The organism is Cupriavidus sp. HMR-1, assembly GCF_000319775.1.
Lineage (GTDB): Bacteria > Pseudomonadota > Gammaproteobacteria > Burkholderiales > Burkholderiaceae > Cupriavidus > Cupriavidus metallidurans.
On record NZ_ANKP01000115.1, the window covers coordinates 1 to 25,269 of the forward strand.

General features: G+C 64.1%; 24 protein-coding genes and 1 pseudogene. 11 read left to right on the forward strand and 14 right to left on the reverse strand.

The genetic code is table 11. From position 1 onward, the window contains the following. Nucleotides 1–38: 38 nt before the first annotated feature. Nucleotides 39–1,028 (reverse strand): annotated as a pseudogene (gene fliF, locus D769_RS15555) (flagellar basal-body MS-ring/collar protein FliF); the annotation flags it as partial. A 369-nt stretch (nt 1,029–1,397) separates the two neighbouring features. Here fliF and fliE point away from each other — a divergent pair. Further along, nucleotides 1,398–1,718: a flagellar hook-basal body complex protein FliE gene (gene fliE, locus D769_RS15560; RefSeq protein ID WP_008646650.1), complete on the forward strand. Its 321-nt coding sequence runs from the start codon at nt 1,398–1,400 to the stop codon at nt 1,716–1,718. A 238-nt stretch (nt 1,719–1,956) separates the two neighbouring features. Here the strand turns inward: fliE and D769_RS15565 are convergent, their stop codons facing one another. Then, nucleotides 1,957–2,619: a hypothetical protein gene (locus D769_RS15565; RefSeq protein ID WP_008646651.1), complete on the reverse strand. Its 663-nt coding sequence runs from the start codon at nt 2,617–2,619 to the stop codon at nt 1,957–1,959. Nucleotides 2,620–2,824: 205 nt separating this feature from the next. Here D769_RS15565 and D769_RS15570 point away from each other — a divergent pair, with 205 nt between their 5' ends. From D769_RS15570 to D769_RS15600, 7 genes are read left to right on the forward strand one after another with little or no spacing between them, the layout of a single operon-like run. Beyond that, the gene (locus tag D769_RS15570; protein ID WP_008646654.1) at nt 2,825–5,062 is read left to right on the forward strand and encodes a tetratricopeptide repeat protein; all 2,238 of its coding nucleotides are present in this window, start codon (nt 2,825–2,827) and stop codon (nt 5,060–5,062) included. Further along, complete coding sequence (gene rfbF, locus D769_RS15575; protein WP_008646656.1) at nt 5,059–5,829, forward strand: glucose-1-phosphate cytidylyltransferase; 771 nt, start codon at nt 5,059–5,061, stop codon at nt 5,827–5,829. Before D769_RS15570 ends, rfbF begins: the two co-directional genes overlap by 4 nt. After that, nucleotides 5,811–6,917 carry a CDP-glucose 4,6-dehydratase gene (rfbG, locus tag D769_RS15580; RefSeq protein ID WP_008646658.1) on the forward strand — a complete coding sequence of 369 codons (1,107 nt, stop codon included), beginning with the start codon at nt 5,811–5,813 and terminating at the stop codon, nt 6,915–6,917. The genes rfbF and rfbG overlap by 19 nt, the downstream gene beginning before the upstream one ends. Next, on the forward strand, nt 6,914–7,465 hold the full coding sequence (locus D769_RS15585; protein ID WP_008646660.1) for a dTDP-4-dehydrorhamnose 3,5-epimerase family protein: 552 nt from the start codon (nt 6,914–6,916) through the stop codon (nt 7,463–7,465). The genes rfbG and D769_RS15585 overlap by 4 nt, the downstream gene beginning before the upstream one ends. After that, nucleotides 7,462–8,691 (forward strand): class I SAM-dependent methyltransferase, encoded by a 1,230-nt coding sequence (locus D769_RS15590; protein WP_008646661.1) that lies wholly within the window; start codon nt 7,462–7,464, stop codon nt 8,689–8,691. The genes D769_RS15585 and D769_RS15590 overlap by 4 nt, the downstream gene beginning before the upstream one ends. Next, on the forward strand, nt 8,688–9,491 hold the full coding sequence (locus D769_RS15595) for a WbqC family protein (protein ID WP_008646662.1): 804 nt from the start codon (nt 8,688–8,690) through the stop codon (nt 9,489–9,491). Before D769_RS15590 ends, D769_RS15595 begins: the two co-directional genes overlap by 4 nt. Next, the gene (locus D769_RS15600; protein WP_008646665.1) at nt 9,488–10,612 is read left to right on the forward strand and encodes a DegT/DnrJ/EryC1/StrS aminotransferase family protein; all 1,125 of its coding nucleotides are present in this window, start codon (nt 9,488–9,490) and stop codon (nt 10,610–10,612) included. The genes D769_RS15595 and D769_RS15600 overlap by 4 nt, the downstream gene beginning before the upstream one ends. 19 nt (nt 10,613–10,631) lie before the next feature. Here D769_RS15600 and D769_RS30690 read toward each other — a convergent pair whose 3' ends face one another. From D769_RS30690 to D769_RS15645, 9 genes are all read right to left on the reverse strand, one after another. Beyond that, on the reverse strand, nt 10,632–11,270 hold the full coding sequence (locus D769_RS30690; protein ID WP_008646666.1) for a class I SAM-dependent methyltransferase: 639 nt from the start codon (nt 11,268–11,270) through the stop codon (nt 10,632–10,634). Between the two features lie 110 nt (nt 11,271–11,380). Then, nucleotides 11,381–11,662, reverse strand: coding sequence for an EscU/YscU/HrcU family type III secretion system export apparatus switch protein (locus D769_RS15610; protein WP_008646668.1), 282 nt, complete (start codon nt 11,660–11,662; stop codon nt 11,381–11,383). Beyond that, entirely contained in the window at nt 11,659–13,002 is a 1,344-nt protein-coding gene (locus D769_RS15615) for a flagellar hook-length control protein FliK (RefSeq protein ID WP_008646670.1), read from the reverse strand. The genes D769_RS15610 and D769_RS15615 overlap by 4 nt, the downstream gene beginning before the upstream one ends. Before the next feature lie 86 nt (nt 13,003–13,088). Next, nucleotides 13,089–13,433 carry a flagellar protein FliT gene (locus tag D769_RS15620; RefSeq protein WP_008646672.1) on the reverse strand — a complete coding sequence of 115 codons (345 nt, stop codon included), beginning with the start codon at nt 13,431–13,433 and terminating at the stop codon, nt 13,089–13,091. Between the two features lie 21 nt (nt 13,434–13,454). Beyond that, a complete protein-coding gene (fliS, locus tag D769_RS15625; protein ID WP_008646675.1) occupies nt 13,455–13,889 on the reverse strand; it encodes a flagellar export chaperone FliS in 435 nt (144 codons plus the stop codon). Nucleotides 13,890–13,913: 24 nt separating this feature from the next. Further along, nucleotides 13,914–15,386 carry a flagellar filament capping protein FliD gene (fliD, locus tag D769_RS15630; RefSeq protein ID WP_008646676.1) on the reverse strand — a complete coding sequence of 491 codons (1,473 nt, stop codon included), beginning with the start codon at nt 15,384–15,386 and terminating at the stop codon, nt 13,914–13,916. Nucleotides 15,387–15,428: 42 nt separating this feature from the next. Then, nucleotides 15,429–15,809, reverse strand: coding sequence for a flagellar protein FlaG (locus D769_RS15635; RefSeq protein ID WP_008646677.1), 381 nt, complete (start codon nt 15,807–15,809; stop codon nt 15,429–15,431). Between the two features lie 115 nt (nt 15,810–15,924). After that, nucleotides 15,925–17,163: a flagellin FliC gene (locus D769_RS15640; RefSeq protein WP_008646678.1), complete on the reverse strand. Its 1,239-nt coding sequence runs from the start codon at nt 17,161–17,163 to the stop codon at nt 15,925–15,927. Between the two features lie 222 nt (nt 17,164–17,385). Next, entirely contained in the window at nt 17,386–17,706 is a 321-nt protein-coding gene (locus tag D769_RS15645) for an RNA chaperone Hfq (RefSeq protein ID WP_008646680.1), read from the reverse strand. Nucleotides 17,707–18,617: 911 nt separating this feature from the next. Here D769_RS15645 and D769_RS15650 point away from each other — a divergent pair. Continuing rightward, complete coding sequence (locus D769_RS15650; RefSeq protein WP_008646687.1) at nt 18,618–20,636, forward strand: methyl-accepting chemotaxis protein; 2,019 nt, start codon at nt 18,618–18,620, stop codon at nt 20,634–20,636. Nucleotides 20,637–20,683: 47 nt separating this feature from the next. Here D769_RS15650 and D769_RS15655 read toward each other — a convergent pair whose 3' ends face one another. Both D769_RS15655 and D769_RS15660 read right to left on the reverse strand, forming a co-directional pair. Beyond that, nucleotides 20,684–21,796, reverse strand: coding sequence for a CoA transferase (locus D769_RS15655; RefSeq protein ID WP_008646690.1), 1,113 nt, complete (start codon nt 21,794–21,796; stop codon nt 20,684–20,686). A gap of 8 nt (nt 21,797–21,804) precedes the next feature. Further along, entirely contained in the window at nt 21,805–22,806 is a 1,002-nt protein-coding gene (locus tag D769_RS15660; RefSeq protein ID WP_008646695.1) for a tripartite tricarboxylate transporter substrate binding protein, read from the reverse strand. A gap of 130 nt (nt 22,807–22,936) precedes the next feature. Here D769_RS15660 and D769_RS15665 point away from each other — a divergent pair, with 130 nt between their 5' ends. Beyond that, nucleotides 22,937–23,878, forward strand: a complete 942-nt coding sequence (locus D769_RS15665) for a LysR family transcriptional regulator (protein WP_008646697.1) — start codon at nt 22,937–22,939, stop codon at nt 23,876–23,878. On the opposite strand, the gene D769_RS15670 is transcribed toward D769_RS15665, so the two are convergent. After that, the gene (locus tag D769_RS15670) at nt 23,835–24,389 is read right to left on the reverse strand and encodes a DMT family transporter (RefSeq protein ID WP_008646700.1); all 555 of its coding nucleotides are present in this window, start codon (nt 24,387–24,389) and stop codon (nt 23,835–23,837) included. The genes D769_RS15665 and D769_RS15670 overlap by 44 nt on opposite strands. Before the next feature lie 98 nt (nt 24,390–24,487). Here D769_RS15670 and D769_RS15675 point away from each other — a divergent pair. After that, nucleotides 24,488–25,269 (forward strand): LysR family transcriptional regulator (locus tag D769_RS15675; protein WP_008646703.1); only part of this gene is annotated, 782 nt, incomplete at its 3' end.

A 25,269-nucleotide genomic window follows, 5' to 3' on the forward strand; every position in this document is an offset into this window, starting at 1 on the left:
AGTCATCGGGTGACGATTAATCGGTGTGCGGCGAAGTGCCGCGGCGGTTGCGGCGTGGTCACCGGGGCCACGGCGGCGGCCGGCGGCTGGTTCGACAACGCACCGGGCACGCCACCTACAGGCGTGCCACCCTGCGAGTTCGATTCGCTGGTCTGCTGGCTGCGGATCGCGGCCTTGGTCGGGTCCTGGTTCGGTTTGTAGCTCTCGTCGGTATGCTCGACCGACGAGAAATCGACATCGGCCGTGACCTGGGCGTGGATGTTGTCCTTGCCGAGGATCGGCGCGAGGATCGACTCCACGCGCTTGACGTAGCCCTGCTCGACCTGTTGGACGTACTTGAGCTGGCTGGCATCGAGCGAACGATCGTTGGTGCCGGACAGCAGGTTGCCCTGCTGGTCGACGATCGAGATCGACTTCGGCGTCAGTTCCGGCACGCTGGAAGACACCAGGTGCGTGATCGCGGCCACCTGGCCTTCATCGACGGCGCGCCCCGGGTAGAGTTGCAGCACCACGGAGGCGGTGGGCTTCTGGCGCTCACGTACGAACAGCGTGGGCTTGGGAATCGCCAGGTGCACACGGGCCGACTGCACTGCGCCGATCGATTCGATCGAACGGGCCAGTTCGCCTTCCAGCCCGCGTTGATAGTTGACCTGTTCGGCGAACTGGCTGATGCCGAACTTCTGGTTGTCCATCAGTTCCATGCCGGTCGTGCCGCTTTTCGGCAGGCCCTGGCTGGCCAGCCGCAGGCGCGTCTCGGCCACCTTGTCAGCCGGCACCATGACCGCGCCACCACCTTCGGCGAACTTGTAGGGCACGTTCATCTGCTGGAGCGACTGGATCACGGCACCGCCGTCACGCTCCGACAGATTGGAATACAGCACCTTGTAATCCGGCGCGCGGGACCACATCACACCCACGGCGATTGCGGCGACCAGCGCGGCCCCGCCCAGCATCATGGGCAGGCGCGGATTGGCCTTGACCTTTTCGAGCAGGGCCGTGCCGTTCGGCAGGGTTGCGGTCGCGTTCATGCGCGCGTCTCCGGCTTGGCTGGGCAGAATCCGCCCTTGCCACTCTGGCCTTTGCTGCCGTTAATCTTCCCGGCACGGCTCAAATCACGCTGCAGAAAAAACACGCGCACTCCCCGCGATAGTTGATGTTCATGGCCGGGGGCGGGCTGCAATGGTCGCGGCTGTTCCGCCAGATCCGGCACGGTAGCGATGATCGGGCAGAAGGGCCAACGACAATCGGCTGAATAGGGGGGGTTTTCCTGTCGATTTCGTGCTTTGGTCGGCACGGGCGGATGGGTACAGTGCGAGGACTGAAACTGGATGACGTGTGACTCATTAGGCGCGTCGTCCGTTCGCCTCTCTCTTCAAGTTCAAGGACCCGGACGCGTCATGACCATTTCTTCCATCGAGGGCATGCTCCAGCAAATGCGCGCCACCGCGCAGGTGGCCGGCGGCAGCGCCGCGCCCCAGGAGGCATCGGCGGCAACCGAAAGCTTCGCGGGCGAGCTGCAGCGCTCGCTGCAACGCCTGAATGCCACGCAGGACCGCGCCTACGGCAAGGCCGAGGCATTCGAAATGGGCAAGGCCGGTGTGTCGCTCAACGACGTGATGATCGACATGCAGAAGGCCAACATCTCGTTCCAGACCGCCGTGCAGGTGCGTAACCGCCTGACCGCTGCGTATCAGGAAATGATGAACATGCCTGTCTAAGAAGCCGCTTCAAAAAGATTCTGGAATCGTTGCGGGGCCTTGCCGTACGACTTGTACTGTCTGCGGTCCCGCCCTTGCAGGGCGCGCACGTGCTCGCAGGCACATGCCGTTCCGCAGGCGGCTCGCACACGAGCCGAAATCCCTGCTTCACCCTGGCCAGAACCGCTTCGCTTCATTCTGGAACGGCTTCCAAGGGCGCAGGTCCTGAGGGCATAGGGGCAGCCTGGGGGGCAGCCGCTTAGATGTGGAAGACCTCTTCCACGTATCGATGGCTGCGCGGCTTGAAGGCGAGTTCGCCGCTCTCCGCACCGAAGACCATGCAGTCTCCCGGCGTATCGCGGTTCACGACCTGTGTGCCGATCGAGATCGTCGATAGCCCGCCTATACGGCTGCGGCCGATGATGGAGCTACCCGGATACATGACCACCCCTTCGCCCAGCACCGGCGCCACGTCGTGATTCCGACCGACCGTGCAGTTCTGGTGAAGGATCAGGTAATTGCCGTAGGTGGCCTTGGTCAGCACGATTCCCGTTGAATGGCCGAGGATGAAGATGTCCGGCATGGCGATCTCGTAGAACAGATCGATGCCGTTCAGCGCCTTGTTGAGCAGGAACAGTCGGGTGCAGGTATCCGTGTCGCCACCGTTGCGCCAGATGGTGTTGGACAGGTAGTACAGGAACAGGCAGTACTGCGCTGAATGCAGGTAGTTGAACCTGCCGTGTGGCCATACGCGATTGGCATTCAGGCAACGCTCCACCCGCGCCATCGCCTCGGCGAAATCTTGCGTGATCGCGCCGCGAACGTCCGCGCCATCCGGGAAGAACGTGCCAATCTGAGCGCAAACATAATCGATCAGGCTCGCGCGGGTATGGTTGATCAGCTCCACGGCGGAACGCTCCATGTGGTGACGAACAATGCGCCAGGGACTCGTGACGCCACATGATACGCATCATCGCCCGGGGCCAGAGTCGGTGATTGGCAGAAAAGCTGCCGTTTTCCGCCGAAGTTTGCCGGATGGGGATGGGCGGCGCGGCAGTAATCTGCGCAGACTCCAATCAGGAGCGCGCGCGCGAAATGTCGCGCGGCACCGGCGATCGACCCAAATCATGCACGACAGCTATCATGCCGTGAAGGCATCCAACTCCCTTGCCAAGGCGGAAGCGAGTTTCAAGGCGCACCAGTATGACGAGTGCATTCGCAATGCGGAGCGTGCCGACAAGCATGGTAGCGATTCGCCGCGGGCGTACTTCCTGCGCGCCGTAAGCTGTCTGAGACTTGGCAATCGCAATGAAGCGCTGCGGCTGAGCGAGCAGGGGCTCGCGCGGTTTCCCGAGGACATCGAACTGCGCGTGGTCATGGGCGAGACCCTCATGACGATCGGCCGCTACCCGCAAGCGCGTGCGGCACTCGAGCCAGTGATTGCCCAGAACCCGCCGATGTGGCAGGCGTGGGCCACCTGGTCAAGCGTGCTCTATGGCCTGCAAGACTATCCAGGCGCACGTGACGCCGCACTGCGCGGGCGCGCACTGGCGCCGAAGGAAGTGAGCACGCTGACCGCGTACGCCAACGCCATGAAGGAGACCGGCAAGGTTGGCGAGGCCGTTGGCGCGCTGCGCGAGGCGATTGCCATTGCACCGGATCAGCTTCTGCTGCGCTTCAACCTGCTGTTCACGATGTTGTTCGACGAGAACACCACCGGCTTGGATCTTCGACATGAAGCCGAGCGTTGCGCGCAACTGATGATGCCGGCAAAGCGCGGTGCCAGGGCACTGCATCCGCCTGCGGACAATGGCCGTATCAGGCTGGGGCTCATGTCCAACGACCTGATGAGCCACGCTTGCGCCTATTTTGTCATTCCATTCCTCGCAAACCTGGATCACACCCGTGTCGAAGTCTTTGTCTACTCGCTAAACGGGCACGCGGACAACATCACGGAGAAGGTCCGTTACTTTGCCGGACACTTTGTCGAGCTGGCCGGCAAGACCGTGAAAGAGGTTGTGGACATCGTGCGGGCTGACCAGCTCGACGTACTGTTCGACCTCGGCGGATACACGCGCAATACCCCGCTGACCTACATGGCGCATGGTCTTGCCATGAAGCAACTGACATGGATCGGATACCCCGGCACCACCGGCATGCCCGGCATGGACTACCGCCTCACCGAGGCGATGGCCGACCCCGAGGGCAATGAGGCGTTCTGTACGGAAGAACTGTTGCATGCCCCGGCGATTGCCTCGTACTTTCCGCTCGTTGCGCGTCCGCTTGATGCTTATGCGGCCGCATACCGGGTGCGGCCGACGCCCGCGCTGGAGAACGGTCACATCACGTTCGGTTGCTGCATCAACCTGGCAAAGATCAGCGCGCGCACGCTCAGGCTCTGGAGTGGCGTGCTGGCACGCTGCCCTGGCAGCCGGCTGCTGGTGGAGTGCTCGGGTCTCGACAACGACGCCGTGCGCGTACCGTTGCTCGAGCGCATGGCGGCTGCGGGGATTGCTGCGGAGCGCGTCATCTGTGTGCCGCGCGAGGGCAAGAACCAGTACGTGCTCTACCACCGTATCGACGTACTGCTCGACACCGCGCCATTGACTGCGGGCGCCAATGCATGTGATGCCCTTTGGATGGGCGTGCCCCTTGTCACGATTGCCGGCCAGGCCTTCCATGAGCGCATATCGGCGTCGTTCCTTAATACCATCGGCTTGCCCGGGCTGATCTGCACGACGGACGATCAATACATCGAGACCGCGGTGGCCCTGGCATCGGACGTCGCGCAGCTTGACGCGCTGCGCATGTCGATCCGGACGCGGTTCGAAGGCAGCGCGCTGTCCGATGCTGCCGGGCTGTGCCGCTGGCTGGAGGAAGAAATGGCCAAATGGGTGTCCGCGTATCGCACGCCCGGCCAGATTGCGCGGCCCGATGGTGAGGGCTTGTTCTTCGGCGGCCGGTGGATCTCGATGGAGGAAATCGCCACGTCGCTGGTCGGTATCATGGCTACGTACGACACGGACGCTCTGGCGAACCTGCTGGAGAACGTCTCCGCAAAGTGGAGCAAGCACTGGCTGGTGGCTTATGCATTGTCCGAGCTGCTCTATCAGCAAGGCGACAAGGCTGGCGCGCTGGACCTGCTGATCGACAGTGCCATGCTGCGCAAGTACTCGCTGCCACTCTACCGCCTGTTGCTGGCGCGCCTGGACGAACTTGGGCAGGACAAGTCGGCGCTTGCGGCTTTCCTGCAGGAATCGTTCGGCCTGGATGCGGCGGTTGTCGAGGCGATGCCGGTTCCCACGATCCACGAGATCACGGGCGTGCCCGCCCGTGCGGAGCAGGCCGACGAGGTGGCGGCATGAAGGCTGTCATCCTGGCTGGCGGCCTCGGCACGCGCATCTCCGAGGAGTCGCACCTGCGCCCAAAGCCGATGATCGAGATCGGCGGCAAGCCGATTCTCTGGCACATCATGAAGACGTACTCGCACTACGGCATCAATGACTTCGTGATCTGCCTGGGCTACAAGGGCTACATCATCAAGGAGTACTTCGCCAACTACTTTCTGCACATGTCGGACGTGAGCTTCGACATGAAGAACAACCGCATGGAAGTGCTGCAACGGCACGTGGAGCCGTGGCGCGTCACGCTGGTGGATACGGGCGAGTACACGATTACCGGCGGCCGTCTCAAGCGCGTGCGCGAGTACCTCGACAACGAGCCGTTCTGCTTTACCTATGGCGATGGGGTATCGGACGTCAACATACGCGCGTTGCTCGACTTTCACCTCAGCCACGGCAAGCCCGCCACCGTGACGGCGATCCAGCCACCGGGCCGCTATGGCGCGCTCGACATGCATGGATCGGAAGTGCGCAATTTCCAGGAGAAGCCCGCAGGCGACGGTGCCTGGATCAATGGTGGCTACTTCGTGCTGGAGCCGTCGGTGATCGACCTGATCGACGGGGACGGCACCGCGTGGGAAGCCGAGCCGATGATCCAGCTCGCGCGGCGGGGCGATCTTCAGGCGTTTTCGCATCGTGGCTTCTGGCAGGCCATGGATACGCTGCGCGACAAGAACCTGCTGGAACAGCTCTGGGCATCGGGCAATCCGCCATGGAAGGTCTGGAAGTGACGCACTTCGGTGATATCTACCGGAGACGCCGCGTGCTCGTGACCGGGCACACCGGATTCAAGGGTAGCTGGCTCGCGCAGTGGCTCCATCTGCTTGGTGCCGAGGTGACCGGTGTTGCGCTGGACCCGGCCACCACGCCGAGTCTCTGGGGCGAACTGGACCTGACCCATGCGGAGCGTTGCATCGATCTGCGTGGCGACGTACGCGAGTCGCGAACCGTCGATGCCGCGCTCACGCGCGGCAAGCCCGAGATTGTGTTTCACCTGGCGGCACAGCCACTGGTGCGCCGCTCGTATCGCGATCCGCTGGAAAGCTGGTCGACCAATGTGATGGGCACCGCCAATGTGCTCGACGCCTGCCGTCGCATGCCCGGTGTGCGCGCAGTGGTCGTGGTGACCACCGACAAGGTCTACGCGAACCGCGAGTGGTCATGGGGATACCGCGAGTCCGACCGGCTTGGCGGACACGATCCTTATGCCGCGTCGAAGGCGGCATCGGAGCTGGTGGCCGCCAGCTATCGGCAGAGTTTCTTCGCGCAACCGGACGCACCATTGCTGGCCACGGCGCGTGCCGGCAACGTGATCGGCGGTGGGGACTGGTCCGAGGACCGGTTGATTCCAGATCTCGTGCGTGCGACCTCGCGTGGGGAATCGCTGGAGATCCGTTCACCGGGCGCGACACGTCCGTGGCAGCACGTGCTCGACTGCCTGTCCGGGTATCTGCTGCTAGGACAGCGGCTGTTGCAGGGCGATGCGGCGTGCGCCGATGCCTGGAACTTCGGCCCGTCCGCGCATGACAACCGGACGGTCGAGGCCGTGCTCGGCATGATGCGCTGCCACTGGCCGGCGCTCGAATGGCATGTGAGTGCCACGCCGCGCCCGCACGAGGCGAACCTGCTGTATCTCGATAGCGCGCGGGCACGCAGTGAGCTTGGCTGGCAGCCGGTGTGGCAGCTCGAGCAGGCGCTGGCGGCCACGGCGGGCTGGTACCGGACTTCGCAGGATGGCATGGCAGGCATCACGCGCCGCCAGATCGAGGACTACATGATCGCCGCCGCGGCTGCCGGCGTGTGCTGGGCAACGCCATGATCGTTACACCGCTGCCCATCGCCGGCGCGGCGATCGTAGACACCCGGCGGATCGAAGATCAGCGCGGCGCGTTCGCCCGGCTGTTCTGCGCGGACGCGCTGGCGCCCGTGCTGGGCGATCGCCGGATCGTGCAGGCCAATCATTCGCATACGCGCGAGGTCGGCGCGTTGCGCGGGCTTCATTTCCAGTTGGCGCCACATGCGGAGATGAAGCTTGTGCGCTGCCTGGCCGGCCGCGTATGGGACGTCATGGTGGACCTGCGCGCGGGATCGCCAACATTCCTGTGGTGGCATGCGGAAGAGCTAAGTGCGGAGAATGCCCGCATGATGGTGATTCCGGAGGGCTGCGCGCACGGGTTCCAGGTACTGGAACCGGACAGCGAACTGATGTACCTCCATACCGCAGCCTACGCGCCGCAGGCCGAACGTGGCCTGCGTCATGACGACCCCATGCTTGGCATCCAATGGCCGCTGCCGGTGGAGGAACTCTCCGCCCGCGATGCCTCCCACCCACTTCTCAGTGCCGGCTTTGCCGGCATCGTGCCATGAACTGCCGACACTGCAACGCCGAACTTCGGCACGTGCTTCTGGATCTCGGCTTCGCGCCGCCGTCCAATGCCTATCTGGATCACGCCGAACTGAGTGCGCCGGAAACGCATTTCCCGCTCAAGCTCTTTGTCTGCGATACCTGCTGGCTGGTCCAGACTGAAGACTACGCGCAGGCCGACGCGCTCTTCCGGCCCGACTACGCATATTTCTCGTCCACATCGCGGACGTGGCTCGAGCACGCGGCGCGCTATGCGGCCGACATCACGCGGCGGCTGTCGCTGGGACCTGACAGCCTCGTGATCGAGGTAGCCTCCAATGACGGTTACCTGCTGCGGAACTTTGTGGCTGGCGGCATTCCGTGCCTGGGCATCGAGCCGACGACGAGCACCGCAGATGCCGCCCAGGCGATCGGCGTGCCGACGCTGCGCGAGTTCTTCGGCGAAGCGCTGGCGCGACGGCTGGTCGCGCAGGGCAAGCGTGCCGACCTGATCGCGGGCAATAACGTCTATGCCCATGTGCCGGACATCAACGATTTCACGCGCGGCCTGAAGGTCGCGTTGAAGCCGGGTGGCACCATCACGCTGGAATTCCCGCATCTGATGCGGCTGATCGAGCAGACCCAGTTCGACACGGTCTATCACGAGCATTTTTCGTATCTGTCGCTGTACACGGTGTCACGCATCTTCGCGCAGGCGGGGCTGCGCGTGTTCGACGTGGAGCGGCTGAGCACGCACGGCGGCAGTCTGCGTGTCTATGGCTGCCATGACGATGACGCTCGCGTAATGTTGCCCTCGGTGGCCGGGTTGATCGAGGAAGAGGAGACATTCGGCTTGCGCAGCCTGGACATCTATCTCGCGTTCCAGGCCCGTGCCGATGCTGTCAAGGATGGCCTGCTGGCGTTCCTGCTCGAAGAGAAGCGGGCCGGCCGTCGGGTGGCCGCGTACGGCGCTGCCGCCAAGGGCAATACATTGCTCAACTACGCGGGCGTGCGGCCCGACCTGCTGCCGTTTGTCTGCGACGCAGCCGCCTCCAAGCAGGGAAAATTCCTGCCCGGCAGCCATATTCCCATCTGCGCGCCGTCAGAACTCGATGCCCGCAGGCCCGATACCGTGCTGATCCTGCCATGGAACATTGCCGATGAAGTGGTGGCGCAGAACCACCGCGTTGCGGAGTGGGGAGGGACCTTTGCTGTGGCGGTGCCGGAGATCCGGAGACTGCCATCATGAGTACGGCGCCGCATACAGGCTCCATGGACACCACGGGCACGCTCGTGGTGTCCCAGCCGATGTACTTCCCCTGGGTCGGCATGCTCGAGCAGATTCGCCTGTGCGACACCTACGTCTTCTATGACGACGTGCAGTTCGCGCGCGGCTTCATCAACCGCGTTCAGGTCAAGACCCGCGATGGCGTGCGCTGGTTGACCGTGCCGCTACGCGACCGCCATCGCCACAGCCTGATCTCTGACCTCAAGATCGACGACAACACCGACTGGCGCAGCCGGCATCGCGATGTGCTGCGCCAGGCGTACCTGGGCACGCCGCATCTGGATGACATGCTGGCGCTGGTCGATGCGGTCTTCTCGCAGAACGCGACGACGCTGGCGGCGCTGTCGCGCGCGTCTGTCATGGCGCTGGCGCATTACTTCGGGCTCGATGCCGGACGGCAATTCCTGGACGCGTCGGCGCTCGGCGTTGGCGGGGAGAGCAGCGGCAGGTTGCTAGCGCTGTGCGGGCATTTTGGTGCCAGCCGTTATGTCACCGGCCACGGGGCGAGGCACTACCTGGACCACGAGCGCTTCGAGCGCGCCGGCGTGGTGGTCGAGTATATGGACTATCAACTGCGTGCCTATCCGCAGCGCCACGGCGCGTTCACGCCCTACGTCAGCGCGCTCGATCTCGTCGCCAACTGTGGTCGCGAGGGTGCGCAGTACATTTGCTCCCGCACGGTGTCCTGGCAAGCCGCAAGCGCAGAGGCTGTATCAGCCGATGCCATCCTAACGCCCGCACTGGAGGTCACACTGCCATGAAACGTATCCCTGTCTCGGGGCCCTCCATCAGCGAGAAGGAAATCGCATACGTCACCGACGCTGTGACCAATGCCTGGTACGCCAACGCCAACGTGTACCACGAGCGCTTCGAGCGCGCCTTCGCCGAATATCACGGCGTCAGGCATGCCGTGGCCTTGCCATCCTGCACCTCGGCGCTGCATCTTTCCTTGCTCGCGCTCGGCATCGGACCCGGCGACGAAGTCATCGTCCCGGATTCCACGTGGATCGCCAGCGCGGCACCGATCCAGTATGTGGGGGCGACGGCGGTGTTTGCGGATATCGACCCGCAGAGCTGGTGTCTGTCGGCGGAATCGGTAGAGGCATATGTAACGCCGCGTACCCGCGCCATGATCCCGGTGGACCTGTACGGCAACGTGCCCGACTACGCTGCATTGCAGGCCATCGCACGCCGGCATGATCTGGCAGTGATCGAGGATGCGGCCGAGGCGGCCGGAACCTGGTCCCACGGTCGACCAGCCGGAACCTTCGGCGCAACCGGGACGTTCAGCTTCCATGGTTCGAAAACCCTGACCACCGGGGAAGGCGGGATGCTGATCACCGATGACGATGCCATCCACCAGCGGGTGCTCGTGCTGCGCGATCACGGACGTGCGCCTGGTGACACCATGTTCATGAATCGCGAGGTGGGCTACAAGTACAAGATGAGCAGCATGCAGGCCGCGCTTGGCCTGGCTCAAACGGAGCGCATCGAGGAGCTCGTGGCGCGCAAACGGGTGATTTTCGGCTGGTATCGCGAGGAGCTGGGCGATTGCGAAGAGGTCATGCTGAACCACGAAGCCGAAGGCGTACGTAGCAGCTACTGGATGACGACGGCAATTCTGCCGGATCGACTGGGCGGAAAAGCCGAAGTCATCCGTCGTCTCGCCGGCGAGGGGATTGATTGCCGACCTTTCTTCAGTCCGTTAAGCAGTCTGGAAGCGTATGCGCAAACGCAGCCAGCTTCGATGGCACGCGAATGCAATATGGTGGCTTACCGGCTGGGCGCGCATGGCGTGAACCTGCCATCGGGTCTCAATCTCGAGCGGGACGACGTGGCGCGCGTTGGTGCCGCCGTGCGCGAGCTACTTTCCCAACGCTGATGGGGTCCCTGACCGTCTGCTACGGCAGGCGGTACAGCGAAATCTTCCGTTCCTGATTCCGGTAGATGGTTTCGAACCCGAAACGTACCAGTGTCATGCGCTGCACGTCGTTGGCATAGGCAATGACGGAGCGATGCTGGCGGAAGTGATCGAGGTTATGCCTGACGAAGCGTTCGAGGATCACGTCGTCGAACGGATTGAACATGAAAACGATGTTGTTGCCAGATGGGAGACTGAATCCTGTGGCATCGGCATTGACGAACGAGATGTTGTCGGCACCGAACCGGCGTTGGTTGCGGCTGGAGACGTCGATCAGGGTGCTGGAAAACTCCACGCCCACGATATTTCGGAACGGCTGCCGCGTGTGCGCGTAGAAGCAGGCTTTGCCCTTCCCCGAACCGATGTCCACGAAATTGTCGAAACGATGCCCAGTGCGCCGCGCCTCCCGGAACAACTCGCGGAGGTTGCGACACCACACGGCATGGTAGGTGGACGCATGTGCGATCGGGAGGCTGGTGTCGTCCATCAGGTCCTTGACCGGGACTACGCCGCCCAGATCGAGTCCATACCGCTTCTCGAACAGATAGTCCTCGAAGTCGAACCAGCCCCATTTGAGGGATTCCAGCAATGGCTTGGTGCGAATGGTTGACTGTGTCATGCGGTGATGTCGGTTGGTCTGCTATGCGCTTTGCATCATACGAAATGGCAAGGCACTGCAAGACGCCGAAGAAAGGCCTGTTTTCCGGGCTATTGCGGCAATGGCGCTTATTACTTGGCCGAGGATTGCCCCGTCTCGTGCTCGATCTGATGCAGCCACGCCAGCAATTGGGCCACCGCCAGATAGAGCTGGGGGGGAATCTGGGAGTCCATGTCCACCTGCATCAGCAGGTTGACCAGCGCCGGAGAATTGTGGACATAGACTCCGGCTTCCTGGGCGCGCGCGATGATCGATTCGGCCGTGACGCCGTAGCCCTTGGCCACCACGCGTGGGGCCTTCTCACCTTCTTCATATGACAGCGCCACCGCGGCGCCACGCGACGTGTCGCTCATGACGGGACTCCCGCTGCCGTTGGCGCCGTATCGGTGCGTGCCGTAATCTGGCCCACCACGAAGCCGCTGGCCGCCAGACGCCCGTGCAGATCGGGAATGGCCGCATTGAGCCTTGCGGCAGTGTCATCCAGCGGTGCATTGACTCGCACGTCCAGCATCGACGGCGATAGCGTCAGGCTGGCTTCGACCATGCCCATGCCAGGCATTTGCACGACCAGCCGTGTGGTCCAGCTCCGCGCCTGGTGCTGCGTGCCGGATCCATCCTCGTCCACGGGATTGGGCGACACTTCCCACGACATCTGCGTGCCGGACCAGGCTTCGCCCTGCCAGCGGAACTGCTGGGCGGCCAGCAGTTCGAGTTGCTGGCGCATCAGGCCCTCCGTCGCCGGGTGCACGATCTGGCCTTGCGCTGGGGGCGGTGCGGCGGGCGGTTCGGATGTCGACGCGTGCGTGGCCAGCAGAGACGCGCGTGGCGCATTGCCCGCGTCGGCAACGCTGGCATATGACTGGGCGGCCTGCAGTGATTGCGTGCGTGCGCCGTCGGGCGCGGGAATCGGATCGCCGACGGTGATGGTGCGGGTGACAGGCGGGTGGCGGCCGAATGATGAAACATCGGCGGCCCGATTCGCGGCCATGCCGCCTGCGCTGCCCGTTCCGTTGGCAGTACCCGCGCCGTGGGTGGCGTTTCCTGCCCGGCCGGTGGCGTCGCCATCAGGGGCATCGGGAAGCCCCACGGCTGCAAGCATCGTCGCACGCGCCGCATCGGCGGCCCGAGGGGAGTAGGGCAGCGCCAGCAACTGGCGCAGCGGCTCATCGGGAGGGGGCGGGTTGGCGCTGTTGGCGGTGGCTCGTGCCAGCACGGCCTGGGGCTCGCGCGCGATGTCCTTGAGCGTACGCGCACCGCTCACCCATTCGGCGAGATGCGCTTCATAGAACATGCCACTCTGGTCGAGCAGGCTGGCAAGCTTGGTGGCCAGCAGCGGCGCGGATTGCATTTCCGTGCGCGTGGCGAGTGGTGAGGCCGACTTCAGCGCGGCGGCGGCCTCGTCGGCATTCGCGAACAGGTCGAGGATCGTGCGCGCTGCGAAGCTCAGCGTTTCGCGCGTGGAAGTGACGACGGCGCCGGCGGTATTGCCGGCCGATGCTTCGCCGGGCCGCGCACCGGGCACGCGGCCAGCGGTGCCGAGATCGGTGCTGGTGTCACGCGAACTGGTCTCGTTCGTGTCCTGGACCGGCATCAGCGCGGCCAGCTTGTCGACCGCCAGCGCCGTGCGCTGTGTCAGCAGGTCGTTACGTGCGAGCTGGCCAGCGTCAGGCTGGGAATGAATCGGAATCGACATGGAACGGGCCGTGACATGGGGCGTTACGGATGCGTGAGCTCAAGGCCCGCATTGGCGCCACGCCGGGCGCCCTGTGAACGTATCTCTCAGGCGGAAACGCCGTAGGCCTCGTTGACGTCGCGGCGGCGGCGGGCGTTGCCGAGCAGTTCCCCGAGGCGTTGCAATTGCGGCATCACCAGATCGCGGATCGCGGCGTCGTGAGCCAGCAGCTTGGCCAGCAGGGCCTGGCGCTGCATACGTTCCTGAAGCGTCGCGGGCGGGTGCGTGTCCTTGCCGCGGAGTGCTTCCACCTGAGCCACGTAAACGCGCTGGACTTCGGTCATTGCGTCCCAATTGCCATGGCGGGCGGCTTCGAGCATCTGCTCCGAGAGCAGGACGAGTTCCTCGTAGATCTGGATGACCGACGGGGTGGCAGGCATGTTGGAGTACATCGTCTCAGTTCCGGAAGGTAGTCACGAGTTGGCAGCGATCGGCTGTGCGGCCAGCGTGCCGTTGGCGGCTGGATTGCCAATCTGCGCCCAGGCGCTGGAGAGGTCCTGCAGCAGGCTGTCGACCTGGTCGAGCAGCGCTTCGTCATTGCGCAGGTTGGCCAGCATGAGCTGGCGCGACATGTAGTCGTACAGCCGTTCCAGGTCCGCGGCAACGTCGCCGCCGGCATTGTGGTCGAGCACAGCGCGCAGGCCATTGTCGATGATGTCGATCGACTTCGAGATGGCGTTGCCCTTGGCTGCGACGTCGCCGGCCGCCAGGTGGAACTTGGCACGTGCGATGGCCGCGCGTGCGCCGTCGTAGAGCATGACGATCAGCTGGTGCGGACTGGCACTCATGGCTCCGGTTTCGACACCCACCTGGGCGTAGGCATTGACGGCATTGCGGCGCGCGAACATGTGGACTCCTGCTGTTGGCTGACGTTACTTCTTGCTACTGCTTGTGCCGTTCATGGCGCTGAACTGCTGCGTCAGGTACGAACTGGTGTTCTGCATCTGCGACATGATGACGTCGAGCTGCGTGAACTGCGTCTTGTAATTGGCGATGACCGCATCGATGCGGGTCTGCGTTTCATCGTACTGATTGCTCAGATCCTTGAGCGTGTTGTTGATGCCGGCCGTGGCCGTCGTCAGCGCGCCGTTGCTGCTGGTCAGGTTCTTGACCAGTGTGCTGATCTGGTTGCCGTAGCCGCTCACGCCGTTGGCGTTGCCAAACAGCCCCGCAACCGCGCCTGGGTTGTTGTTCAGCGCCGAGGTCAACTTGGTGGTGTCGAGAGCAAGCGTGCCGTCGTTCTGGAACGAGATGCCGATCTGTGACAGCGTGGTGAGCGCGTTGCCTGTCTGCGGCGTGTTCATCACGCTGCGCATCTGGGACTGGATGATGCTCAACGTGGAATCGCCCGTCAGCGGAGAGCCGGTCTTGGTGCTCGGGTCGTAGGCTGACAGCGAGGCAGCGGTGTTCTGGAGATTGTTGTAAGCCGCGACGAAGGCTTGCAGGCCGGTGACGATGGAACTGTTGTCGCGCTGCACCGCCACGTTGCTCGTGCCGGTCTGGTTCAGATTGAGCGTGACGCCCGGCACCGCGTCGGTGACGGCGTTGCTCTTGCTCTGGATGGCGATGTTGTTGACCGTCAGTTTGGCATCCTGCGCGGCCACGGTCTGGGTCATGTTCTGCGTGCCGGCTGGATCGTAGGCTACGAGATCCGAAAGCGCCGTGCCGCCATCGTTCTCGTTCACGGACAGGCGCACGCTGTTCGTGGCGCCCGTTGCGTTTGAGTTGATGACCAGCCGGTACGGCGTGCCCGATCCATCATTGATGATACTGGCGGTCACCCCGGCATTGGACTTGTTGATCGCGTCACGAACGCCCTGCAGCGTGTTGTTGCTGCTGTCGATCGTGATGTCGACGCCGGTGGAGCCGCTGTTGGCCGTGAAGGTGGCGCCGGTGTACTTGCCGTAGGTCGGGCTGGCCGGGTTGTTGTCCAGCGTGCCACCCGTGATCGCACCGAAATCGATATGGATCGTGCCGGTGCCGACGGCGGCGGTCTGCGATGCCTGCCCGGTGGAAACCACCGACTGCGACTGCGCCAGTTGCGTGACGTTGACCGAGTAGGTGCCTGGTGCCGCAGTGGCACTACCAGTAGCGCTCAGTACCGAGGTGTTGCTTGCGCTTGCCGTGGTGGCCTGGAAGAACGTGGGGTTCGACAACTGGTTGGCCGATGCCTGGAACGCCGCGAGCATGCTCTGCAACTGCCCGTACGCGGACAGTTTGGTTTGGTAGCTGCTCTGCTGGGTCTTGATCGCGGTGAGCGGTGCCTGTTCAGCCGTGGTGAGCTGATCGAGCAGGCTGCTCAGGTCGAGACCGGAGCCGACGCCGAGGTTGGAGATCGTAGTCATTTCTTGTTTTCCAGGGGGCTTCTGGTTGGAGCTGCGCCGATGTCAGGCGGTCTGGTTGACGAACAGCCCTTGCAACTGGGCCAGCGCGTCGGCGATACGCACGACTTCCTCTGTGGGAATCTGTCGGATGATTTCGCCGTTGGCCTTGTCGACGATCTTGGTCACGACGCGGTTGGTCTCGCGGTCGATTTCAAACTGGACGCTGACCGATGCAGCGCGCAGGGCCTCGGTCAGTTTCCTGACTGCCGCATCCGTGCTGGGGCGCGCCGCCGGATGGTCAGACGCCGGAGCGGCCGGCGTGGCGGCTGCCGGTGCTTGTGATGCCTCCGCAGGCGTGGCGGACGTACGCAGGCCGGGCTGCGGCAGGGACACGCCGACTGCCGCTTGCACTACGCCCGACGATGGAGCAGCTTGGGTTGCCATGATTGTCCTGACTCGGTCATCTCGAAATGTTTTCCCAGAGCCGAAGCCCTGGGAAAATACTCCGGGCGCAAGAAAGCCGGACACGAGGTCCGGCCTTCCTGCTTACGCGTTGCGATTAACGCAGCAGCGACAGCACGCCTTGCGTGGTCTGGTTCGCTTGAGCCAGCACCGAGGTACCAGCTTGTTGCAGGATGTTCGCGCGGGTCATGTTCGACACTTCCGTTGCGTAGTCAGCATCCTGAATGCGCGAGCGCGACGACGACAGGTTGGTGATGGTCGTGCCCAGGTTCGAGATCGTCGAATCCAGACGGTTCTGGATAGCACCCAGCGAGCTGCGCAGGCTGTTCACCGTTTGCAGGGCGGAGTCGACCGTCGCCAGCGGGCTGGACGAGGCGCCAGCCGTCAGGTTGGCGGCCGTGACCTTGCTCGTGTCGAACGAGAAGGCAGCGGTGCCAGCGGTCGTCGTCGTGTCGGCCGTAGCCGGGTCCAGCGCAACGTACGTGTACATCGTCGTGCCGCTGACTGCGCCGTTCATGCCTTGGTTCTTCAGGGCCTGGGCTTCGGTCTGGCTGGCCGGGGTGATCGCGACCTGAGCGAACCAGTTGCCGTTCTTGTCGACCACGGCGTTGGCGCCAACCGCCACGCTACCGGCAGCAATGCCCAGCGTGGTGGCCAGCGTACCGGCGGCCTTTTCCGACACGGTCGAGGTCGTCACGTTGGTCGTGGAGCCGAAGGCCTTCTGGAAGTCGGCGGTGCTGGCGTCAGCCACACCAACCATGTTGGTCGCGCCATCAAACGTGGCGGCGCCGTTGGCGACCGGGCCGTTCACGTTGAAGCTGGTCAGACCCAGGGTCTTCGTGCTGATTTCTTGCAGGTTCACGGCGATGGTCTGGCCGTCTTGCGCGCCAACCTGGATGTTCACGCTCTTGGCGCTCGACGACAGCACCTTCACGCCGTTGAAGTCGGTCTGGGCCGACAGGCGGTCGATTTCCGACATACGCTGCGTGATTTCGTCCTGGATCGACTTCAGGTCGGACGACGAGTTCGTGCCGCTGGCGGCTTGCACCGACAGGTCACGGATACGTTGCAGGTTGTTCGTGACTTCGGTCAGCGCACCTTCCGTCGTTTGCGCCAGCGAGATGCCGTCGTTGGCGTTACGCTGGGCAACGGTCAGGCCGTTGATGTTCGACGTGAAGCGGCTCGCAATTGCCAGGCCGGCGGCATCGTCCTTTGCGCTGTTGATGCGCAGGCCCGACGACAGGCGCTGAATAGCGGTATTCAGTGCCGATTGCGAGGTGTTCATGTTGTTCTGAGTCATCAGAGACAACGAGTTGGTATTAATGACTTGCGCCATGGTACGACTCCTATTTGCAATGTTTTAGGCATTCCGGCGGGTGCCGTAACGTTGGCTGCCTGCGTTGCAGGGCGTAGAGTGCCTCCGTTGCAAAGGTTATCGACCGGGCTCGGGGAGACTTTAGAGTGATCTTTGCGGGGGTTGCGCGCGCAACTTGACCGGGCATTCGCGTGGTCGTGGGCCCGCATCTATATAGAAGGGCGCCACGACTTGCTGCGTCTCTCAGCGGCGCTTGCGCGTGCGCGGGGTGTAGAGGCGCACGAAGTCCGGCGACGTTTCGGCCTCGAGCAGCACCGACGCCGTTTCGGGCGCGTGGGCGGGCGTCACGACGGTAATCGCGCGCTTGTAGATCAGCGTGGGGGTGGGGTCTTCTGCGCTTTGCCCGAGCAGGACCATATAGTTGTCCGATGCCAGGACGACACCGGTCAACCTCGTGCCGTTCGACAGATGGACGATGACTGCGTTGCGGCTTGCGCCGTGGGCTGCGTAATGCAGGTGCTGCAGTTTCCGGCTGGGTCTTGGAGCCTTTTTTTCCTTCTTCACAACTTCTCCGGAAGAACCCGCGAGGGATCTGGCGGCTGACAACGGTCCGATGACCACATGATTTGATCTGTAACGCACTATGGGTGACGTTTTGTGCGCTCAGATCGTGGGGCGCTTTGAAACATTCGCTCTCGGAGCCGGAGGTGGCGCAGGAACTGGCCAGCATGACTGCGGCGGGCAGACGATTCGCGAATATCGGGGGCGCTGCCCGGCCACCACGTCCAATCGGCGCTGCCAGGAGAGAAGGGAAATACTTCAGACGGGGAGAGTAACAAAGTTTTACAAGCATTGACTGAGCGGCTGCTTGTCTTCGGCTAGAGTCATTACTCTATTTGTGATGTTGTCGCGTGGAGTGAGTTGTGGCAAGCACTTGCGGTGCGCTGCCATCGGAACGCCCGTCCAGATGCCGCCAACCCGCGCCAGCTAATGCTTTGCGGGGAATTGCCGATATCTGACGAAGAGCCCGCACGTGACTTTTGCGCTACTGCGAAGCCATCAAGTGATCTTCGGATTACACCCGCCATCAGGGGAATCCCTGATAGAAGCGCGATTTACACCTCATGTAAGCGGGTTTATATTCGAGCGCTGGACCGGGTACAGCCGGTCCTTCAGAGCAGTCCTGGAAAGCCTACGAGCACCCCGCGCGTAGGCTTTTTTTTCGCACTGGCTGGTCGGGCCGACGATGGTCTGACGCCGTGTGTCTGGTCTCCGATGCCGATGCGTATTGCGCAGATGGATTAGATGCCATTTGTTGTGCAGCCAATCCACCGAATACCTGCTGATTTCCCCCTCAATTCGTTTTCGTGCTCAAGTCCGTCCGCGATGCCGCCGATAGGAGGCCGTGCGATGCCCGGTTTCGGGCGGATATCGCTCGTACGAACAATCGGATCACAAGAGAAAGGTACGAAGTGATGGGCTTGCGAAAAATGGGGATCGGGGCGCGGCTGACCTTTGCTTTCAGTCTCGTGGTGCTGCTGCTCGCCGCGGTTGCCGCGGTTGGGGTGTCGGCGCTGGGCAGCATGAACGATGCCATGCACATGGCGGTGGAGAAGCGGCTGCTGCGGGTGATCGACCTGAATCACGCCAAGGCGCACGTGCTGACGATCGGTCTGATGGTGCGCGATGCGGCATTGACCGAGGATGCCGCGCTGGTCACCGCGAACGCGGCGAAGATCGCCCGGTTCCGCGAGGAAATCGACGCGACGCTCGAACCGATTGGCAAGACCCTGGCGGCGTCGGGCAACGCGGAATGGAAAGCCGTGTTCGAACAACTGACGCAGGCACGCGCCACCTACGACGGCCAGCTCGACCTGGTCATGCGCCAGCTGGGCGCAGGGGAATACGATGGCGCCCGCGCCGGGCTGACTGCCACGCTGCCGTCATCGCAGGCCGCGTACTTCGACAAGCTGGACGTGATCGCCCAGCTTGGCCAGAAGCTGGCCGTGGAGGCGGTGGAGGATGCAACAGCGCGCTACGCTTTTACGCGTAACCTTCTGATCGGCATGGCAGCCCTGGCGGCGATCATTGCCGCGCTGCTCGGTATCGGCATGACACGCTCGGTGACGCGTCCGGCCCGGCAGGCGCTTGACGCTGCCGAGGCGCTGGAGCAGGGCCAGCTTGCGCACGCCATCGAAGTACGCAGCCAGGACGAGATGGGCCGGATGCTCGGCGCGCTTGAGCGCGCCTTTGGCCAGCTCGGCACGCTGGTTCGCGGCATCCAGCACGCGGCCGGCTCGATCGATACCGCCGCGCGCGAGATCTCCAGTGGCAATACCGATCTGTCCCGCCGTACCGAGCAGCAAGCGGCATCGCTGGAGCAGACTGCCGCGTCGATGGAGCAGTTGACGTCCACCGTGCGCCAGAACGCCGAGAACGCGCGACAAGCCAACCAGCTTGCCGCGAACGCATCAGATGTCGCCACCGAAGGCGGCCGTGTGGTGCGCAGCGTGGTGGATACGATGGACGGCATTACCCAGTCCTCGGCGCGCGTGGCCGAGATCATTGGCGTCATCGAAGGCATCGCATTCCAGACCAACATTCTTGCGTTGAACGCGGCCGTGGAAGCGGCGCGTGCCGGCGAGCAAGGTCGCGGCTTCAGCGTTGTGGCGGCCGAGGTGCGCAGCCTGGCGCAGCGTTCGTCGTCGGCGGCCAAGGAAATTGGCGATCTGATCAACGGCTCCGTGCGGCAGGTAAAGGAAGGCGCGCGCCAGGTCGAAGTGGCCGGCAAGACGATGGATGACATCGTCGGCGCGGTGCGCCGCGTTACGGACATCATGGGCGAGATCACCGCCGCCAGCGAGGAGCAGAGCGCTGGCATCGAGCAGGTGGGCCTGGCGATTGCGCAGATGGAAACCGTGACGCAGCAGAATGCCGCGCTGGTGGAAGAAGCCAGTGCGGCCGCCGAAAGCCTGATGCAGCAGGCCGGCGGGCTGGTGACGGAAGTCGCGCGTTTCGATCTGGGCGAGCAACAGCAGCGCGAAGTGCCGCGCGCGCCGGGGCCCGTGGCGGTCGTTGCGCAGCCGGTTCAACCGGCGCCACGCTTGCCTGCAGCTGCGCCGAAGCCCTTGGCGCCGAGGCCATCGCCGCAGAAGGTATCGCCTGCGAAGGCATTGCCTCAGAAGGTATCGCCCCAGAAGGCATCGACCCAGACGGCCGCCGCTGCCCTGCAGCGCCCGGTGCAGCCATCACGCCCATTGCGCGCGCCCGCAGTGCCTGCCGCCGTGCGACCGCCCGTGGTTCGCAAGACCTCGGCGGCCCCGGTACTGGCGCGCCAGCCAGCCACGCCAGCCAAGGCCCGCCAGCCGGTCACCCATCAGCGCAAGGAACCCGTACTGGCCACGCCGTCGAGCCGTCGGCCCGTGGCAAAGGCGAGGCCATCGGCCGCACCGGTGCCCGCGACGGCCGATAGCGGCGATTGGGAAACGTTCTGAGCGCGCGCCGGTGCGGGGCGATCAGCGTTAGCGCGGATTGACCCGAATTAGCCCGGATGTCGCCGGGCGCCGAAGCCCAGGCCCGGCGACATGACTTCGGTGTCGCCATCGCGCAGTGTGACAGTCGATATGCGGCCGTGACCTAGCGCCGCTTCGGCAAACTCGCCCAGCTTGCGTACCTTCGCTGCGGGTACCCCGCGCGTGGCCAGGCGCTCCTCGAGTTCGTCAGCGCGCAGCATTTGCAGGCGTTGCGCGATGATCGTTTTCAGCGCGGCGGGGTCGCGTGAGCGCACGAAGGTGGCGGGGGACTCCGCGTCCAGTGGTTCGGCAAAGTAGGTCGGGTCGGCGGCAAGCTCGGACAGTTCCAGGACTTCGAGAAGACGCAGCAACTGACGTGGGGTGTTGGCGCCGAGTGCAATCCAGCCGTCGGTCGTGGGGAAGAAGTCCGCCGTCGGACTGCCCGAGTAGCCCCGGTTGCCCACGCGAGAGGGCGACGTGCCATCCGTCAATGCCTCGCAGGCAAAGCCATACATGAGCTGCATCGCTGCGCCGGTCATGGAGATGTCGAGCTGAATGGCGCAGCCGCAGCGATCGCGCTCGCGCAGACCGGCCAGAATGGAGAGCGCAGCCTGCATACCCGTTGCAGCGTCGACGACAGGGAATCCGGTCTTGATCGGCGGGTCGTTCTCGTTGCCCGCCAGAAAGGTCATGCCTGTGGCCGCCTGAATGACATGGTCGTATGCGGGGCGGCCCGACCAGTCGGCACTGCCGCGACCAAAGCCCGAAATCGAGCAATACACCACGCGCGGATTCACCGCCCGCACCGCTTCGAAGCCGAGGCCGAATCGCTCCAACACGCCGGGGCGCAGGTTGTCGACGACGACATCGCACGTGGCCGCCAGGGCGAGAGCGTCGGCGCGGCCCGCTTCGGAGCCCAGGTCGATATCACGACAGTCCTTGCCCGCATTGAGCGCAAGAAAGCCCTTTCGGCCAGTCTCGGTCCTGCGCATGACATCGCCGCCATTGGCGTTCTCCATCTTCAGCACATCGGCCCCGAGCTGTGACAGGTAGAACGTTGCCAACGGGCCCGCGATGACATGCGAGAAGTCCAGTACCCGGACGCCGGCAAGGGGGGAGAACGAGAGGTTTTCGGTGGTCATGGGTGGCCTCATTGCAGCGAAATATGGTTCGATTCGATGATCCGGCGGTACTTGACCATCTCGTCGGCAACGAATCGGTCAAAGGCTTCCTGGCTCGGTGTGGGGTCGATCACCGAACCCGCCTTCTGGAACATGTCGCGTGTGCCGGGATCATTCAGGGCCTTGATCACAGCAGCCTGCAAGCGTGCAACCACGGGCTTTGGCACGCCGGCGGGCGCCCAGATGCCGAACCATGAATCCAGCGCCAGGTCGTTCCGGCCCAACGCCTCGTTCAGGGTTGGCACCTGGGGCAAGCCGGGCAAGCGGGATGCGGAGGTAACCGCCAATGCACGCACCTTGCCGTTCTCGATCTGCGGGATCGCGGTCGATGCAATCGGGAAGCCAAGTGTTGCATCGCCCCGGATCAGCGCGGGAACGATCTCGACCGAGCCCTTGTAGGGCACATGGACCAGGTCGATCGCCGCGGCGCTTGCCAATGCCGCGCCCGACAGATGGGCGGCGCTGCCGATGCCCCCCGACGCATAGTTGAGCTTGCCCGGCGACTTGCGCGCGGCAGCGACAAGATCGGCCACGGACTGGTAGGGCGAGTTGCTCCTCACCAGCATGACCTGTGGGCTGAAGCCGGTACGGATGATGTGGGTGAAATCCCTGGCAGGGTCGAACCTGACCGACGGCTGCATCAGTTTCTGCACCAGATGCGTGGAGGCGCCGATCATCAGCGTGTAGCCGTCAGCCGGCTGCTTGGCGACGAACTCAGCGGCAAGAATGCCCCCTGCGCCAACCTTGTTCTCCACAATGACCGGTTGTCCCAGGTCGCGCGAGACGACTTCGGCCAGCTTGCGGGCCTGGATGTCCGGGCCGCCACCTGCGGCGTAGGGAACGATCAAGTGCACGGGCCGCGTGGGATATCCGGTTTCCGCCGAGGCTGCTGCCACGCTTGCCACCCCTGTTGTGCCGATCGCCACTGCCAGGCCAGGTAGCCATGCCAGTCGCCTTGCGATTCGCCGCATTTTGTCTCCTCTTGCTCAGGTGAGCTTGTTTGACAGCATTGTGCGAGCCGGATTCTTTCCTGTAAATTATGATGTCTTGATTGCGTCATCACGTTTTGTTATGACCCGGGTATTGCCTGAGCAACACGGTATGGGCCTGTACAGGCCAGCGCGCGCGCAGCGGCTGGATCGCTTGCGCATCCGGCATCTACGCTTTCTGGAACTCGTGGCCGAGCATGGCTCGTTGACGACGGCGGCCGCACAACTGGCGCTCAGCCAGCCTGCCGCAACCAAGATGTTGCAGGAGCTGGAATCTGCCTTCGGGGTGGAACTGGTCGCGCGTACCACGCGCGGCGCAGCACTTTCCCCTGCGGGACTGGTCGCACTGGACCGCCTGCGTATCGCGCTCAGCGCGCTGGCGGTGGCGGCTCAGTCGGCGGCGGAAGCACCCCCCGCTCCCGTGGTGCGGCTTGGCGTACTCCCGCTGGTTGGCGTGGTGATCCTGCCGAGATTGCTGGCGGCAATGGCTGCGCGGCCAGACTGCCCAAGACTCGTCGTGCGTGAATCGACGGTGGGCGGGCTGCTCCGAATGTTGAGCCGTGGCGATGTCGACTGCGTGATTGGCCGAATCGGCGTGGAGCTGGATAAGCAGTCTGCAAGCAAGCTGGCGGTCACGCCGCTGTGGCAGGAGCCGCTCGCCATTGCGTGCGCACAGGACCACCCACTGCGCCGCAGGCGCAACGTCGGGTTGGCGGAACTGCGCGAACAGGGTTGGATCGTGGCGTCACGCGAGGCCTATACGCGCCAGGTGTTCGACGACACCTTTCTGTCCGCAGGGCTGGTGCCGCCCCATCCCAAGGTCGAGTCGTTCTCGTTCCACACGAATCTGAGTGTGGTGGCAAGCAGCGATCTCTTGACCGTCGCACCGGAAAGCGCCGTGGCGCACTATGCGCAACTGGGAATGGTGCACCCGGTACGCCATGATTTTTCGTTCCCGGTGGGGCGCACGGTATTCATCACAATGGCGGAGATGGGGGCCTGGCCCGGCATCACGCTGATCCGGGATGCCTTGGCTGATCTGACTGTCCCCTGAGATTCCGCTCGCTTAATGCGTTGCTCGTGGCTCGCGCCGGCTGCCATTGCATGACGCAGATGCCCGCCAGGACCAGCACCACGCCGGCCAGGCGCGCCAGCGTGACGGGCCGGGCAGGCAGGCCCACCAGTCCGAAATGATCGACCAGCATCGACGCCAGCAACTGGCCGGCCACGGCGCCGACGATGAAGTTCGCGGCGCCCACGCGCGGCGCCAGCCACAGCGCTGCGGTGATGTAGATCACGCCGAACAGCCCGCCGATCCATTGCCACCACGGTCCCTGCGCGGCCGCAGCGAGATTGGGCGCCGATGCGCGCAGTGCCAGCAGCACGGGCACGACGGCAACCAGGCTGATCACGAGCGAGACGACGGTGGCCCAGAGCGGGTGCCCGAGCGCGCGGCCCAGCGTGGCGTTGCTGCCGGCCTGGAATGGGATCATCGCGCCGGCCAGAAGCGCGACGCCCAATGGCATCCAGAGCGAGCCAGCGGATGCGGCAAGCGGCGAGGTCATGATAATTTCTCCGATTCGAATGCAATCTGTTGTCGGGCATGTTGCACGCGCCGCCGCCGCAATGGAAATTCGCAATCCATACATGAGACATTCGCCGCATGGATGACCTGCGCCGTATCGACCTGAACCTGTTGCTGACATTGCACGCCTTGCTGACCGAGCAGCATGTGACGCGTGCCGCCGTGCGGCTGCACAAGAGTCAGCCGGCCGTCAGCCACGCGCTGGCCCAGTTGCGCGATATCTTCGACGACCCGCTGCTGGTGCGTCGCGAAAACGGCCTGACGCTCACCGCACGCGCGCGCGATTTGCTGGGCCCGCTGGACGATGCACTGGGTCAATTGAACGGACTGGTGGGCGAATCCACGTTCGACGCCGCCCATGCGCGCCGCTGCTTCCGGCTGGCCTTGTCCGACTATGGCGCGCGCAGCGTGTTGCCCGCGCTGATGCGGCGGCTGCGCCGCGAGGCGCCCGGCATCGACCTCGCCGTGATCCAGGCTGGCCGCGAGGCGATGCTCGCGCAGCTTGCCGATGGGGAGACCGATCTGGCGATCGGTGTCTTTCCACGGCTGCCCAGCGATATCGAGGTGGCTACGCTGTTCGAAGACCACTACACGAGCGTGGCGGACCGGACCACGCTGCCTCGGCGGGGGCCGCTATCGGCGGAGGACTGGTTGGCGCGGCCGCATGTGCTGGTGGCGATGCGTCCCGACGCGCCCAGTGAGATCGATCTCGCCCTGGCCGAGGCTGGCATGCAGCGGCATGTGGCCCTGGTGCTGCCCCATTGGGGCGCTGCGCTCGATCTCGTGCCCGGCACCGACCTGATCCTGACCGTCGCGACCCGCGCGGTTGCCGCGGCGCCAAATCGCGCGCTGCGGGCGTT